11 protein-coding genes and 1 pseudogene are annotated in these 14,858 nt (G+C 59.1%); 2 read left to right on the top strand and 10 right to left on the bottom strand.

Annotated features, from left to right (window positions below; translation table 11 throughout):
• Positions 1–43: 43 nt before the first annotated feature.
• Both tadA and AB7M22_RS01745 read right to left on the bottom strand, forming a co-directional pair.
• Positions 44–541 carry a tRNA adenosine(34) deaminase TadA gene (gene tadA, locus AB7M22_RS01750; protein ID WP_454185027.1) on the bottom strand — a complete coding sequence of 166 codons (498 nt, stop codon included), beginning with the start codon at positions 539–541 and terminating at the stop codon, positions 44–46.
• Complete coding sequence (locus AB7M22_RS01745; protein ID WP_008014673.1) at positions 541–1,917, bottom strand: multicopper oxidase family protein; 1,377 nt, start codon at positions 1,915–1,917, stop codon at positions 541–543. Before AB7M22_RS01745 ends, tadA begins: the two co-directional genes overlap by 1 nt.
• 947 nt (positions 1,918–2,864) lie before the next feature.
• Between AB7M22_RS01745 and AB7M22_RS01740 the strand changes: the two genes are divergently transcribed.
• Positions 2,865–3,188 (top strand): hypothetical protein, encoded by a 324-nt coding sequence (locus AB7M22_RS01740; RefSeq protein WP_454185026.1) that lies wholly within the window; start codon positions 2,865–2,867, stop codon positions 3,186–3,188.
• A 244-nt stretch (positions 3,189–3,432) separates the two neighbouring features.
• Here AB7M22_RS01740 and AB7M22_RS01735 read toward each other — a convergent pair whose 3' ends face one another.
• The 5 genes from AB7M22_RS01735 to treP form a co-directional block, all read right to left on the bottom strand.
• Positions 3,433–3,723 carry a PTS transporter subunit EIIB gene (locus AB7M22_RS01735; protein WP_454185025.1) on the bottom strand — a complete coding sequence of 97 codons (291 nt, stop codon included), beginning with the start codon at positions 3,721–3,723 and terminating at the stop codon, positions 3,433–3,435.
• Between the two features lie 2 nt (positions 3,724–3,725).
• The gene (gene ptsP / locus AB7M22_RS01730) at positions 3,726–6,260 is read right to left on the bottom strand and encodes a phosphoenolpyruvate--protein phosphotransferase (protein WP_454185024.1); all 2,535 of its coding nucleotides are present in this window, start codon (positions 6,258–6,260) and stop codon (positions 3,726–3,728) included.
• 161 nt (positions 6,261–6,421) lie between these two features.
• On the bottom strand, positions 6,422–7,645 hold the full coding sequence (locus AB7M22_RS01725; RefSeq protein ID WP_454185023.1) for a carbohydrate porin: 1,224 nt from the start codon (positions 7,643–7,645) through the stop codon (positions 6,422–6,424).
• 94 nt (positions 7,646–7,739) lie between these two features.
• A complete protein-coding gene (treC, locus tag AB7M22_RS01720; protein WP_454185022.1) occupies positions 7,740–9,389 on the bottom strand; it encodes an alpha,alpha-phosphotrehalase in 1,650 nt (549 codons plus the stop codon).
• Positions 9,390–9,508: 119 nt separating this feature from the next.
• Entirely contained in the window at positions 9,509–10,951 is a 1,443-nt protein-coding gene (treP, locus tag AB7M22_RS01715) for a PTS system trehalose-specific EIIBC component (protein ID WP_454185021.1), read from the bottom strand.
• A gap of 237 nt (positions 10,952–11,188) precedes the next feature.
• Here treP and treR point away from each other — a divergent pair, with 237 nt between their 5' ends.
• Positions 11,189–11,893, top strand: a complete 705-nt coding sequence (gene treR / locus AB7M22_RS01710) for a trehalose operon repressor (protein ID WP_008014686.1) — start codon at positions 11,189–11,191, stop codon at positions 11,891–11,893.
• A gap of 75 nt (positions 11,894–11,968) precedes the next feature.
• Here the strand turns inward: treR and AB7M22_RS01705 are convergent.
• The 3 genes and pseudogenes from AB7M22_RS01705 to AB7M22_RS01695 all read right to left on the bottom strand — a co-directional run.
• Positions 11,969–12,199 (bottom strand): annotated as a pseudogene (locus AB7M22_RS01705) (GMP synthase (glutamine-hydrolyzing)); the annotation flags it as partial.
• Between the two features lie 105 nt (positions 12,200–12,304).
• The gene (locus AB7M22_RS01700; protein ID WP_454185020.1) at positions 12,305–12,712 is read right to left on the bottom strand and encodes a DUF6632 domain-containing protein; all 408 of its coding nucleotides are present in this window, start codon (positions 12,710–12,712) and stop codon (positions 12,305–12,307) included.
• Between the two features lie 153 nt (positions 12,713–12,865).
• Complete coding sequence (locus AB7M22_RS01695; RefSeq protein WP_454185019.1) at positions 12,866–14,848, bottom strand: tetratricopeptide repeat protein; 1,983 nt, start codon at positions 14,846–14,848, stop codon at positions 12,866–12,868.
• Positions 14,849–14,858: the final 10 nt, after the last annotated feature.

Genomic DNA, 14,858 nt, shown 5'->3' with positions numbered 1-14,858 from the left:
GTCCGCTATCGCGAGCAGGCTCGCTCCCACAGTAATTCGGTGTTTAGTCTGCTGGCTTGGCTCTTCGGGCCTTGAAGAATTCGCTCAACACCGCGCCGCATTCCTCCGCCAACACCCCGCCCTCATACAACACCCGGTGATTCAAAAAGCCTTGGGCAAAGAACTGCCCCTGGCTCTGCACAATCCCGGCCTTGGGTTCCAGCGCGCCATACACCACCCGCGCAATTCGCGAGTGCACGATCAGCCCGGCGCACATGCTGCACGGCTCTAGCGTCACATAAAGCGTACTGCCCGGCAGACGATAGTTGCTGGCGGCCTGGGCTGCGGCGCGGATCGCGACCATCTCGGCGTGTGCACTGGGGTCGTTGCCGCTGATCGGGCAATTAAACCCGCGCCCGATGATTTCACCGTCCTGCACCAGCACCGCGCCCACCGGCACTTCACCCAGCGCCGCGCCTTGAGCGGCCAGGGCCAGGGCTTCGCGCATGAAATCACGATCACGGCTGCGGTCGATAATCGCTGCGGGGCGTATCTGACGCATCACGCCACCTCGATGGCGGCCATCAGGCCGGTTTCCATATGATCGATCACATGGCAGTGAAACATCCAGACCCCAGGGTTATCCGCCACCAGCGCCACTTGCGCGCGCTCGTTCTTGCCCAACAGGTAGGTGTCGGTGAAGTACGGGATAACCTTGTGCCGGTTCGAGGCAATGACTTTGAAGCTCATGCCGTGCAGGTGGATCGGGTGCTGATACTGAGTCATGTTTTTCAATTCGAAAATATAGCTTTTGCCCTTCTCGAGCTTGGCAATCGGTCGGTCGGCACAGGTCTTGTCGGTGATGTCCCAAGCCTTGCCGTTGATCTGCCACAGGCTTGGCGGCTTGCCATTGTCGACATTCACCGATACCGAGCCTACCCATTCAAAATTGAAGTTGAGTTTCTCGGCATTGGCCAGGTCCGGTTCGGCCACCGGGTTGGCGGGCAGCGCCGGCGGCCACGCGGTCGGCGCATCGGTATTGGCCACTGAGCGAAAGGTGCCCAGGCGTACCGGGCCATTGCGCAGAGACAGTTCCTCACCGGCCGGTGGTGCCTTGATCGCCAGACAAATGCGCATGCCAGGCCCCAACCAGTATTCCTTGCCCAGTGGGCGCGGTTCAATCGGATTGCCGTCCAGCGCGTAGATCTGCGCTTCGACGCCGGGGATGTTGAGGCGGTATGTCAGCGTATTGTCGAGGTTGAGCAACCGCACGCGAGTGATCTGCCCGGCGGGCAAGTCGATCACCGCTTGTGAGACGCCGTTGATGGTCGACAAGCCCCCCGCCGTGCCACCACGGGCCGCTTCGCGAGGAATGCTGAACGCTACAAAAGCGCCCTCTTCATCGACGTGCCAGCTCTTGAGGCTCAAGGTTTTTTCGTATTTGAAACCGGTGGGCTCGCGCTCTTCGATAATCAGCGGGCCGACCAATCCACGACCGAGCTCTTCGCTGCTGTTCACGTGCGGGTGATACCAGTAGCTGCCGGCGTCGGGCACGCGGAATTTGTAGTCGAAGTACTCCCCCGGCAACACCGGCAATTGCGAGACATACGGCACGCCGTCCATCTCCAGCGGCAGACGGATGCCGTGCCAGTGAATAGTGGTCGCCACCGGCAGGTGATTGATGAAGCGCACCCGCAGCCATTCGCCCTGACGCACGCGCAACTCAGTGCCCGGCGCCGACGGGCCGAATGCCCAGGCCGGGGTCTTGTGCCCGGCTACCAGCTCGACGTCCAGCGGTGCGGCGATCAGCTCATAGTCGTGGCCGGCGTCAGCGTCGGCCATTTTGCCCAGCCAGTAACGCGACGCGCCACCGGCCCCCACGCCAACCACCACAAGACCGGCCAAGCCACCGAGTATTTGTCGACGGGTAAAGGACATGAACTCAACTACCTCACGTATCAGCCAGGCACGGGGCCTGCAAAAGGCGAATACGATACACCTGCGGTTGAGAAACAGTAAGGGCAGAGCGGCGGATGGTCACAGTCAAAGCACGGCTGGCAATGCACCTGGTGTGTTCAACCTCAGCTAATTGAATGACATGGAACCCTGTGGCGAGGGGGCTTGCCCCCGTTCGGCTGCGAAGCAGTCGTAAAACCATCCAGTGCGATGTATCAAATGCAATGCGATTGCAGGGTTTACGGCCGCTTCGCTGAACGTGACTTAGTCGCCGCCAATCAGCGAATCGCCCTACATCCATTTCCACCTTTCCCGACTTCTTTCCTGATCGTTCCCCCGCAAAGTCCCCGCGCCCAATTTTCTGCGCGAGGGATTGCTCATGCTCGAACCGATTTTTAACCCCGCCTCCTATCGTTCGGTGCGTTGATGGAGCACGTCGCCCGCATCGAACAAGAACTCGACAGTAAGGCCTGCTATCTCTGAGGCAGATAGATTTTATGACCGCTTCGCGCTCAATCGCGGGCAAGCCTCGCTCCTACAGGACGGTGGTGATCTGTAGGAGCGAGGCTTGCCCGCGAAGGCGGTCTTACAGGTTACGAAATTTCTGGGCAAGGTCATCGGAAGTTTCCTTCAACCTGCGGCGGTTTCCATGAACTGGTGTGGAATGTTTTCAATCGATAGTCTCTGGTGGTCACTGAAAATTCAGTGGTGGGGTGTAGGAACCCTTCAAGACTAGAGAGGACGCTTCGGCGTCGACACCTGAATTGCGGCCATCAACGTGTGTCCGTAAGATCAGTTGCGGCGGCTGTGCGCGGGCACGCTTCGGTGTGGTCGAGTTCTCTGGTCTCGATATTCCTACCCCGCGTATAGCTGCCACCCAAGCCTGTAGGAAGGCCGATGGTAGCTCCACTTCTACCAGAGGTTTAAAAATGAAAAGTCTTCACCCCGATCCACCCTACGAAAATCCAATTCCCCACCCCGACAACCGCTTCATGGCGCTCACCAGCAACTGCACCGACATGCCCACCCTGTTCGTCGATACCCACGCGCCGATCGATGTTTTGTATGACGCCGCCAACTACCGAATTCGTGCCGTCACTCAGGTGCTTGAGAACATGTCGATGCGCGGTTCAGTCGAGTGCGAATCCTTCATTCTCAGTGACTTTGCCTTGCTCTGCGCCATTCCATTGCGCGATGGCTGTGATGTGCTGGATGTGATTGGACGACGGTTGCGGGGTCGGCCCTCGGACTAACGTTGCTGAATGATCGTTCCCACGCTCTGCGTGGGAATGCAGCCCGTGACGCTCTGCGTCACATCGGTGTCTGGCTCGACAGCGGCGGTGTGGCTGGAACGCGGAGCGTCCCTTGAGGCATTCCTACGCGGAGCGTGGGAACGATCACCGTGTAGAGTTGGCGACAATCAGGATTGTCCGCTCAGCAGCCCAGCGGGAGCAAGCTCCCTCGCCACAGGGAAGCCCCCTCGCCACAAAGGTCCGGTTATGGCTGAAGACCGGCGATCAGATGAACCACTCCATCCTCCAGCATCATCACCCCCGGCACCCCCGCCGTCGCCAAAGCCTGTCGATCCATCCGCGCCACATTCCGCAATTCCACCCGCACCCGGGTCAACGCCACCGGCTGTTGCGACTTGAGGTTATCCACTCCGCCAAGCGCGGCGACGATATTTGCGGCCAAACCGCCAACCGGCTGAGTCTCCATTTTCGGCTCGTCCACCACCAGGTCCGGGGTCAACGCTTTCCAGAACGCCCGCTGCATTTTCTCGAACATGCTCAGTTCTCCAGAACCAGTGAAGTATCGACCGTCGCCTCGTGGTGCCGCCGCAATGCCTCGCGTACCTGCTCGGCACTTTCCAGCCCCAGGACTTGCTGGGCGATGGCTTGGCAGTCCAGCAGATCCACTTCGCGAACCGCCGCTTTGATCGCCGGAATCAACGGCACGCTCACCGACAGTTCATCCACGCCAAGTCCCAGCAACAACGGCACCGCCAGGTTTTCCGAAGCCAGGGCGCCGCACACCCCGACCCATTTGCCATGGGCATGGGCGGCTTTCACGGTGGTGGCGATCAGGCGCAGCACCGACGGATGAAAACTGTCGGCCTGACTGGCCAGCCGTGGGTGATCGCGATCCATGGCCAGGGTGTACTGGGTCAGGTCGTTGGTGCCGATGGAGAAGAAATCCACTTCGGGCGCAAACAGATCAGCCATCAGCGCCGCTGCCGGTACTTCAATCATGATCCCCAGTTTCGGCAGTTCATTCAGGCCCAGTGCCAGCGCCTCTTCTTCAAGCAGTTGGCGAGCCAGCCGCAGTTCCGACAATTGCGTGACCATTGGCAGCATGATGTGCAGGCGAGCCAGCCCGGCGCTGCTCAGGATCGCCTTGAACTGATCGCGCAACAGTTGCGGACGCTCCAGACACAAACGAATGCCGCGCATGCCCAAAAACGGGTTGGTTTCGCGGTCCATCGGCACGTAGGCCAACGGTTTGTCACCGCCGACATCCAGGGTCCGCACCACCAGATTGCGCGCTGGCCCCAACGCACGAGCGATGGCGCTGTAGGTGGAGGCCTGTTCGTCGTGGCTCGGCGCATGGTTGCGATCCAGATAAAGAAACTCCGAACGCAACAGACCGACGCCCTCGCCGCCCAGCGCCATGGCCTGTTCGGCTTCGGCCAGCGAAGCGATATTGGCGGTGATTTCAAAGTGATGCCCATCGCGGGTACAGGCGGCCAGCCCTGCGTTCGCCAACTCGTATTGCTGGCGTTGCTTTTGCAGCTGACGATTGGCCTGCAACTGCTCGATGGCGGCCAGATCAGGGTCCAGTTGCAACTCGCCTTTGTCGGCATCGAGCAACACCCGGGTGCCATTGATCAGTGTCAGGATCTGAACCGGCAAGCCGCAGATCGCCGGCAAACCGAAGGCCCGCGCGAGAATCGCCACGTGGCTGGTGGCGCCACCGCCGACCGTGGCGAACCCCAGCACCTTGCGCGTATCCAGGCCTGCCGTTTGGGAGGGCGTCAGTTGCTCGGCAATCAGAATCGCCTCTTCCGGCAATTCCAGCACATGCTCCTCTACGCCGAGAATCAGCTTGAGCACCCGTTGACCGACGTCGGCCAAATCCGCGGCCCGTTCGGCCAGCAAGGCGTTACCCAGGCTTTTGAATAAAGTGGCCGTCGACTCGGTGGCCGCACGCCAGGCGAAACCGGCGCTTTTGCCTGCATCGATCAGTGCCAGTGCCTGATCCAGCAGGCTTGGGTCTTCGAGCAGTTCCTGATGTGCCTTGAAGATGTCTGCCTGAGCGTCACCCGTGGCGTTGTCACGCAACTGCTGCAAGGCCAGAACCGCCTTAGCCAGCGCTCGGGACAGGTGCTCACGCTCAACCTGAGGACTGACGCCTGATTCACTGACCTCGAGAGTCTGCTCGGCAATCTGCACCACCTGGCCAAACGCCGCCCCCGGCGATGCACAGACGCCGCGCAGCGCCGTTAGCGATGAGGCCTCAGCGGCAACTGTCTCAACCTCTGCCATCACCGTCACGGCCTCTCCACAACCGGCGGCCAACAACTCGGCCAGCGTCTTGATTGCCACTTCGGCATCCGCGCCCGCCGCGCTGACCTGCAGGGCGTCCCCATGGGCGGTCTGCAACGCCATGATCGCCACCAGGGATTTGGCGTTCGCGCTGTCCTGCTGTCGATGCAGGCAAATGCTCGCAGAAAAACCTTTCGCCGCCTGGGCAAACACTGCCGCGGGGCGAGCATGCAAACCGTTGGTGTTGGGCAGCGTCACAGGTTTGGAAAACAGCGCTTCGCCCTCCTGCGCCATCCCCTCATCGGCCGCCCCTTCGGATGGATTCAGACTCAGCAGCGGCTGGCCACTTTCCACCACACCCGTTTCGGGCGCCAGCCAGGTGAACGGCTCACCGCTGACCACCAGCATCAAGGTCAACAAACTGCGTGCGTGCAAGGCAATGTAATCGGCATCGAACTCGATCAGTGCCTGCCCCACCTCAACCCGCTGACCTTCCTCCACCAATCGGGTGAAACCCTTTCCAGCCAGGTTCACGGTATCGAGGCCGATGTGCATCAGCACCTGCACGCCATTGTCATCGGTGATGCTGACGGCATGCCCACTGACCTGCACATTGCTGATCACACCGGCCAGCGGTGCACACAAGGTTTGCGAAGTCGGATCGATACACAGACCATCGCCGATCACGCGACTGGAAAACACCTGATCGGGCACCTGGTCCAGCGGCATCAGCACGCCGGACAAGGGTGCCAGCAGTTGCAATTGTTGGGGTGTGGCCATGACGTCACCTGCTGTTTTGTTCTTTAAAAGACGCTTGTGATCTCGCGGTACCTGGTAGGAGCTGCCGAAGGCTGCGATCTTTTGATCTTCCGCTTGAGATTCAAGTGAGCCCAAGAGAAAAGATCGCAGCCTTCGGCAGCTCCTACGGGGTCATGCGGCGATTATTTCCACCAATACTCGACCTGCAATCCGACGTTCGAACCGTGTCGCGCCGTGCCGAAGGCGCCGGTGTCGGACAACGCCGAACCCGCCGCCAGTTCATTGGCCGCCCGCTTGGCCGCCTCGTTCCAGCTGGCATAGGTGTAATACAGACGCACCTCGGGGCGCGCCCAGAAATCCGGGCCCTTGGGCGACCACGTCGGGGCGAAGGTGAACTTGCTCAGTTTGCGCGTCCCGCCCGTGGCTTCAACCTGATCGTGGCCCAGTTCGGTCACCAGTTTGAACTGCTCGGTGATCGCATACGCCGGGCGAATTCCAAGGGAGATCCAGTTCTGGTCGGCGCCGTCCGGGCGAATGTCTTTCTGGTAGACCGCTTCGACCTGTCCGCCGAAACGCGGCGTCACTTGCCAGTCGAAGAACTCCACCACGCGATAGCTTTTACTGCTGTCGTCCAGCTTCACGTTACCGGTATAACCCAACCCGGTGCCGGGGCCTTCGCCGTACTGAAAGGCCAGTTTATTCTTGCCACCCAGAAAGCCTTTCTGCACATGCTGGGTGGTAATCGCCCAACCGTGGTGAGCGTCGCGGCTGCCTGGTTTGTCGATGTAACTCAGGCCGAATTCCAGCTCACCGCCAGGGTTGGTATCGAAGCCGGCGACGTTGAAATCGTGACGGTTGATGTAGTCCTTCTGGTACAGGTTGTCCTTGCGCGAGAAGGCGTAGCTGTACTTCAGATCACCAATCAGTACATCTTCGATACCGCCACCAGTGGCGCTCTGGTTCCAGTAGTAGAAGTCGGAAATATGGATATCGTTCCGTTTGTAGTAACGCCGACCGGCCCACAGTGAACCGCCGTTGAGGCTGGGCATGTTCGACCATTGCGCATACAGCTGCGGCATGCGCACCGAGCCGTTGTCACCGTTGAACGTCAGGCTGCGGTCGTACTGGTTATACAGCGAGGCCATGCCGTCGACACTGAGCACCGAGCCGTCGTCCAGTGTGAACAGATCCTGCCGCAACTCCAGCTCCGCATACTGTTCGCATTCGTTGCCCAAGCGGTATTTCGACTGTGCACCCGGCAATTGAAAACATGACTGCGAGCTACTGTTGACCGAGGTGCCGACACCGCTACGCAAGTAGCCGGCGAACTCCAGCGCCTGGGCCGACAACGGTAACGCCAGGCACACGCTCGCGACGGCAAGGCTGCGATTTATTGTTGTTTTCAAGAACCACCTCATTATTTTTATTGTGTGATGCAGCAGAATCGGCGCGCAAAACTCCCCCGCGCAGCGTTCTGCGTGTTTTTTGAATTAGTGTTTTTTAGTGGTCAGTCAGGCGCAGAACGAACGACTCATAGGGCCGTAGAAACACCTGCCGATTGCGCGGCGGGCAGTCCGGGTAGTTGCTGATCACCAGAGATTGCATCATCGATTCGCTGATCACTTCTGGCGGCAGCTCGACTTCGCACGGCGTGCCATAGAAGTTGTTCAGCACCAGCAAACGCTCGCCATGGCCTTCACGCACGTAAGCCCAGATTTGTGTGTGCTCAGGCATTAACTGCCGGTACACGCCGTCGGACATCAACGTTTCACTGCGACGCAGCGCAATCAACTGTCGATAGTGATGCAGCACCGAATCCGGGTCGTCGAGTTGGTGGGCGACGTTGATTTGCGCCGCGTTGGCCGGCACGCCGATCCAGGGTTCGACCGCGCTGAAACCAGCGTTCGACTCGGCGTTCCAGTGCATCGGCGTGCGGCCGTTATCCCGGGACTTCTGCATGATCGCCGCCATGTTGTCGGCGTCGCTGCTACCTGCCTCGCGCTTGAGCCGGAAGATGTTCAGGGTTTCGACATCACGGTACTGATCGATGTGATCGAAGCCCGGATTGGTCATGCCCAGTTCTTCACCTTGATACACGAACGGCGTGCCCTGCAGGAAATGCAGCGCCGTGCCGAGCATCTTCGCCGACACTACCCGATGCTCTCCGTCGTGACCAAAACGCGAGACCACACGCGGCTGGTCGTGGTTACACCAGAACAACGCGTTCCAGCCGCCGCCAGCCTGCATGCCGGTCTGCCAGTCGGAGAGGATGCGCTTGAGTGCGAGGAAATCGAAATCGGCACGAACCCACTTTTGCAGGTTCGGGTAATCAACTTTCAGGTGATGAAAGTTGAAGGTCATCGACAGCTCTTTCGACTCCGGCCGCGAGTAGCGAATGCAGTGTTCCAGGCTGGTGGACGACATCTCGCCGACGTTGATCAGGTCATGGCCTTCGAACACTTCACGGTGCATTTGCTGCAGGTATTCGTGAACGTTCGGGCCGTCGGTGTAGAAGCGCCGACCGTCGCTGTTGTCCTCCGGAAAGTCCGCCGGTTTGGATATCAAGTTGATCACGTCCAGCCGGAAACCGCCCACGCCTTTGTCGCGCCAGAAACGCATCATCTTGAACACTTCGGCGCGCACCTGGGGGTTGTCCCAATTCAGGTCGGCCTGCGTATGGTCGAACAAGTGCAGGTAATACTGACCGGTCTGGGCTTCGTATTCCCAGGCCGAACCGCCGAACTTGGATTCCCAGTTGTTCGGCTGGTCGCGCCAGATGTAGAAATCGCGGTAAGGGTTGTCGAGGCTGCTGCGGGCCTGCTGAAACCAGGTGTGTTCGATCGAGGTGTGGTTGACCACGATGTCGAGCATCAATTTGATCCCGCGCTTGCCGGCCTCGGCGATCAGCAACTCGCAGTCGGCCATCGTCCCGTAGCTTGGGTCGATGGCGTAATAATCGCTGATGTCGTAACCGTTGTCGCGCTGGGGCGAACGCAGGAACGGCGTGATCCACAGGCAATCGACACCCAGCCAGTGCAGGTAGTCGAGCTTGGCCACGACGCCGAGCAAATCCCCCGTGGGGTTGCCGGCGTGGCTGTGAAAACTCTTCGGGTAGATCTGGTAGATCACCGAACGTTGCCAGTCTTGCATGGCGGGACTCCTTCAGTAAGTTTTGTACTGGCCTTGGGGGCCTCTTCGCGGGCAAGCCTCGCTCCTACATTGGAATGCGCCCCCCTGTAGGAGCGAGGCTTGCCCGCGAATGCGATCTGTCAGGCAACCCGATACCCAGGCCGAACAATCCTCATGCTCAACCCGCAGGTCAGAACAAACGGCACGACCATGGCAATCACCATCCCGACCACGAACATCGGAATGAACTGCGGAATGATCGAGATGAAACCGGGCAACCCGCCGACGCCGATCGCCGAGGCCTGGACCTTGTTCAGCGACAGGAAGATGCAGCCCAGGGCCGAGCCGATCAGGGCCGCATAGAACGGAAACTTGTAGCGCAGGTTGACCCCGAACATGGCCGGTTCGGTGATGCCGAAGTAAGCGGAAATCGCCGAGGTCGAGGCCATGCTTTTATCGCGCACACTGCGGGTCATGTAGAACACCGCCAGTGCGGCGCTGCCCTGGGCGAGGTTGGACATGACGATCATCGGCCAGATGAAAGTGCCACCTTGGGTGGAGATCAATTGCAGATCGACCGCGAGAAACATGTGGTGCATGCCGGTGATCACCAGCGGTGCGTAGAGCAGGCCGAAAATCGCGCCGCCGACCATGGGCGCCAGGTCGAACAGGGTCACCACACCTTCAGTAATGAGAATCCCCAGATGACGAGTCACCGGGCCAATCACTGCCAGCGCCAGCACGCCGGTGACGACGATGGTGGTGATCGGCACCACCAGCAATTGCACGGCGTTAGGCACCCGCGCCCGCAGCCACTTTTCGATGACGCTCATCACATAGGCCGCCATCAGGATCGGCAGGATTTGCCCCTGGTACCCAACCTTCTCGATCTGAAACATACCGAGGATGTCGAAGTACGGCAGGCTCTGCCCCTCAAGCCCAGCCACCGCTTTGCCGTAGTTCCAGGCGTTGAGCAGATCCGGGTGCACCAGCATCAGGCCGAGCACGATGCCAAGGATTTCGCTGCCGCCAAAGCGCTTGGCCGCCGACCAGCCCACCAGCGCCGGGAGAAACACGAACGAGGTATTGGCCATCAGGTTGATCAGGCTCCAGAGCCCGTCAAGCTTGGGGTAGGCGTCCAGCAGGGTCTTGCCCTCGATGAACATGCCCTTGGCGCCAATCAGGTTGTTGATGCCCATCAGCAGGCCGGCAATGATCAGCGCCGGAAGGATCGGCATGAACACGTCGGAAAACACCCGCACCAATCGCTGCATCGGGTGGATCTTGTCGGCGCTTTTCTGTTTAACGTCGGCGATGGTTGAAACGGCAAGACCGGTTTGTCGACGCAGCTCGGCGTAGACCTTTTCCACTTCGCCGGGGCCGATGACTACCTGGAACAGGCCGCCGGTATAGAACGAACCTTTAACCAGATCGATCTGGTTCAGCGTGGCGCTGTTAACCAGGCTCGGGTCCTTGAGGGCCAGGCGCAAGCGTGTGACGCAATGCGCGGCCTGCTCGAGGTTATCGCTGCCACCGAGGCTGTGCAGCAGCTCAGTGACGATATTCGGATAGTCGTGGCTCATGCTTATTCTTCCGCTGTAGTTTTTTGTTATTGGCAGCACGCCGAAGCGAAAAGTACTCGTCTGTACGAGTTATTGCAACAACTCGTACAGACGAGTTTGGTTTTGTTTATCCTGAACCCGACAAGCGGCGATATTTCCTACCTCAAAAGTCAAAGAAACCTAAACCCGCATGGACAAACCCCTACCCTGCCCTTAAGGTTCGAAACCTTGAGCACAGCGCGGCACAGAGCCATCCCCATGAGTAAATACAACCAGATCTACAGCGATCTGCTTGCCAGTATCACGACCGAACGTCTGGAACGCGGCGCCCGATTGCCGTCCGAAACCGAACTGATGGACAGCTACCAGGCCAGTCGCGGCACCGTGCGCAAGGCCATCGAGCAATTGCAGGAGCGTGGTTTCGCCCAGAAAGTCCACGGCAAAGGCACCTTCGTGCTGTCGACCAACCCGATCGAGTTTCAACTCGGCGGCATCGTCAGTTTCCAGGAAACCTACCCGCGACTGGGCAATGACGTCAGCACCGAGGTGGTCGAGTTCACACAAATCCCCCTCGAAGGCCCGCTGCTCGAACACATCAAGGCTGCAGAAGGCAGCCTGATCACGCGGATCAAACGCGTGCGGCGGATCGACGGCAAACGCGTGATCCTCGACATCAACCATTTCGTCAGCGACGTGATTCCCGGCTTGTCCCGTGACATCGCCGAACAATCGATCTACGCCTTCATCGAACAGACCCTGCAACTGCAAATCGCCTACGCCCAGCGCACCATCGAAGCAGTGCCCCGCAGCAAAGACGACCAGCAACACCTGGACCTCGACGGCCAGAGCCATGTGATCGTGGTCAGTAACCAGACGTTTTTGCAGGATGGCAGGCAGTTCGAGTACACCGAGTCGCGGCATACGCTGGATAAGTTCTACTTCTCCGACGTCGCCCGGCGCTGAAACGCAAAAGGCCCCGTGAACTCGCGTTCACGGGGCCTTTTTTCTTGCGATCAAACCATCAAGGCTTGCGCGGGATCACTCCCACTCAATCGTCGCCGGCGGCTTGCTCGACACGTCGTAAGTGACGCGGGAGATGCCTTCGATTTCGTTGATGATCCGGCCGGAAACAGTTTCCAGCAGTTCGTAAGACAGGTGTGCCCAACGCGCGGTCATGAAGTCGATGGTTTCCACGGCACGCAGGGCAACCACCCAAGCGTAACGACGGCCATCGCCGACAACGCCAACCGATTTCACCGGCTGGAACGTCTGCACAGGCCGAGCAGTACGTTGTCGGTGCCAACCTGAGCGATGGCGTCTTCAGCAATTGTGGAAGTTACCCACAGGGCATTTCGTTATGGATCCATTCCATGGTCAATCAGGCAGCAAGTACGCCTTCTCGCCCCGCGGCGTGAAGAACGCCAGCACCGCCGCGACGATAAACAACGCCGGTACATCGCCGAATAAATGTTCTAAATGCCGCGCTCCATCCGTCTCGATACCGAAGGACTGCACGGCCATGATCGCGCCGTGCACCACGCTCGACCACACCGTAAACCAGATCAAACTCAGATGCTTCATCGGATCGCGAGACGCCATCAGCAGGAACACGCCGAGCGTCGCGTAGATACCGACGATCATCAACGGATAGTCGGAATGCCCACTGTGCCAAGTCCAGCCGGACGGCCACAGGATCATCAACGGCCAGATAGCGAACAACGCGATCAGGCCCACGGCGATCAAAACGATGCGCAAGGCAGCGAGTTTTTGGCTGTCGTTCATAGCAGGCTCCTTATTGCGGCGTGTCTGTCGCCGTAACTGGACGCCCGTGAGTATAGAACTCTCCTCGGACATGCACCCTTTCAACGGGAGCCGTCAGTCGTCTTGACTGTCCCCGTGAAAACTACATGTGAAGAGCTGACGGATCATAAGACCTCATGCCTCGCTAACTCGCTCCAGCCATGCCTTATGCGCCGGGCTTGTATCAGCGGGCAAGTTCCGAATATAAGCGTGTAATTCTGCTTGCATATCGAACGTCTTCCATATCAGCGGCGCCAAATGGAATGCAGGGCTGTGCGCCTGCTCCAACTCGCGCAGCAATTGCAGGCTGCGTTCTTTGTATTCGGCCAATACGTCCGACTTGTAATCCAGGGCTTTGCCCAATCCGGAGATGTACATCAATTTCGCCACTTCTACCGTGGGCGAATGGAGGGCCATATTGAGCGGCCAGTCGAGCATGGCACGCTCCCCCCACATTGAGGACTTAGGCATATGCCCGTTCGCAAGCAGCGTCAACACGAAGGCTTGGCCCAGTTCAGCCAGGTACACCGGCAAGACTTCGGCCGTGGGATGCAGGTAGAACACATCCACTGGCTTCTCACGCTTCAGTCCAATGCAAGCAAGCAAGCGTTTCTCAAGGTCAAGCACCAGCCCGCCGAGCTCCGCTTGGACCGCGCTGCCGCTTTCGACGACTTGCTTCGTACGGGTCGCGCAGTTCCAGAGACTCAGGGAAATCCGCCATTGGACTTGATCACCCTCACCCGAACAGCCTATCTCGCCGGTTATGAAATACTTCATCGTCGGCGGCACGATATCGAAGAGCGCATTGCCGTCGGCTTCGCATCCAGTCAGGACCGGACCGCCGCCTTCCACGATCTGGATGTAACAAGTGCCTGCATGGTCGCTCCAGTAATGCACGGCCTCTGCCAGATACAGAGGAATAGCACGCGTGAGGCGCCCAAGATCATCCTCTCGTTGTGTTTCGGCACGCTCTGATCCATCCATGCTTTTGGAAAGTGCGAAGAAACCAACCTCCGACGCCGCTCCCGATTTCTGCGCGAAGAGCCAGTCGGCGTTGCGCAAACCGTAGTGCCAGATCGGCTGACTTATCGCCAACGTCGCGAACTTCAGGTTCTCAGGATCGACCGGTTCCCCTTGTGCGTCTTGCTTGCGCATTTGCTGGAAAGCTTGCGCAAACTGGTCGAGCTGACTTTTGATCGGCATGAAGCCGAGCGCATACAGGCGGGCGAGCAACGCTTCCCCTTCGTCCGCTTTGCCGAGATCCTGATAGGCACGCAACAGGTTGAGACCCGCCATCGCGTCGTGTTTGTGCTCATCGTAGATAGGCCCAACCAGCTCAACGATCAAGGGAGTTTGGCCGTTGTTGCCCAAGTCGCCCGATATCATCATCAGAGCGCTGCCGTCGAACATCCCTCCGGTCAGCACCTCGGAATAGAGCACTCGCGCCGGCTCGACTTCCTGCTGCTCCAAATAATGACGCGCCAGCCACAATTGCGCACGCCAGCTACCGGGTAACGCCGCTACAGTACGGAGTGCTTCAAGATAGCCTGCCTCGCCCCCTCGTTCCCGCTGAATGGCCGCCCACCAAAGCATGCCATTCTCTTGATTCGGCTCGGTTTGTATCGCGCGCCAAAGCGTTTCATCTGCAAGCGCCTGCTCTCCTCGCTCGGTGAATATCTTGGCCAGGTTTGTCAGAAGGGTTCCTGTCGCCCCCACTTTCGCCATTCCCGTACGCAGTGTGTTTTCGGCCGCATCAAGCTGGCCGTTCCCCATTTGCACAATGCCTTGGACGACATGGCTGCGCTCGGGATTGCTGTCGATCTTGACGAGTTGCGCAGCGGCTGGGATTAAGTCGGCGACAAAGCCGTCATTCAAGCCCGAGATAACCAGGTTGTAGAGCTCGTCGGCATCGCTCCACTTCTGTTGCAGATTGGGCAGGAAGACTTTATCGCGCCATTCACTACGTTCGATCTTCAGCTCACGCCCGTAACCGTCGTAGACAGTGACCAGTTCACTCTCGGGCGATGGCGACTGCGTCGCATCAGAGTGCTGAGATGAGACTGTTGTGGACTTGTTGGTTTTCTTACCGCGCAGAGCGGACAAAATGCGCTGGAACATAAGGGGAGTG

This window comes from Pseudomonas sp. ADAK2 TE3594 (genome assembly GCF_053628675.1).
The sequence above is the reverse complement of the archived record's forward strand: the minus strand, read 5'-3'. Positions and strand labels throughout refer to the sequence as shown.

Bases quoted from the DNA above. Each gene is read 5' to 3' on its own strand.
- tadA (WP_454185027.1), bottom strand. From the start codon at position 541: ATGCGTCAGATACGCCCCGCAGCGATTATCGACCGCAGCCGTGATCGT.
- AB7M22_RS01745 (WP_008014673.1), bottom strand. From the start codon at position 1,917: ATGTCCTTTACCCGTCGACAAATACTCGGTGGCTTGGCCGGTCTTGTG.
- AB7M22_RS01740 (WP_454185026.1), top strand. From the start codon at position 2,865: ATGAAAAGTCTTCACCCCGATCCACCCTACGAAAATCCAATTCCCCAC.
- AB7M22_RS01735 (WP_454185025.1), bottom strand. From the start codon at position 3,723: ATGTTCGAGAAAATGCAGCGGGCGTTCTGGAAAGCGTTGACCCCGGAC.
- ptsP (WP_454185024.1), bottom strand. From the start codon at position 6,260: ATGGCCACACCCCAACAATTGCAACTGCTGGCACCCTTGTCCGGCGTG.
- treC (WP_454185022.1), bottom strand. From the start codon at position 9,389: ATGCAAGACTGGCAACGTTCGGTGATCTACCAGATCTACCCGAAGAGT.
- treP (WP_454185021.1), bottom strand. From the start codon at position 10,951: ATGAGCCACGACTATCCGAATATCGTCACTGAGCTGCTGCACAGCCTC.
- treR (WP_008014686.1), top strand. From the start codon at position 11,189: ATGAGTAAATACAACCAGATCTACAGCGATCTGCTTGCCAGTATCACG.
- AB7M22_RS01700 (WP_454185020.1), bottom strand. From the start codon at position 12,712: ATGAACGACAGCCAAAAACTCGCTGCCTTGCGCATCGTTTTGATCGCC.
- AB7M22_RS01695 (WP_454185019.1), bottom strand. From the start codon at position 14,848: ATGTTCCAGCGCATTTTGTCCGCTCTGCGCGGTAAGAAAACCAACAAG.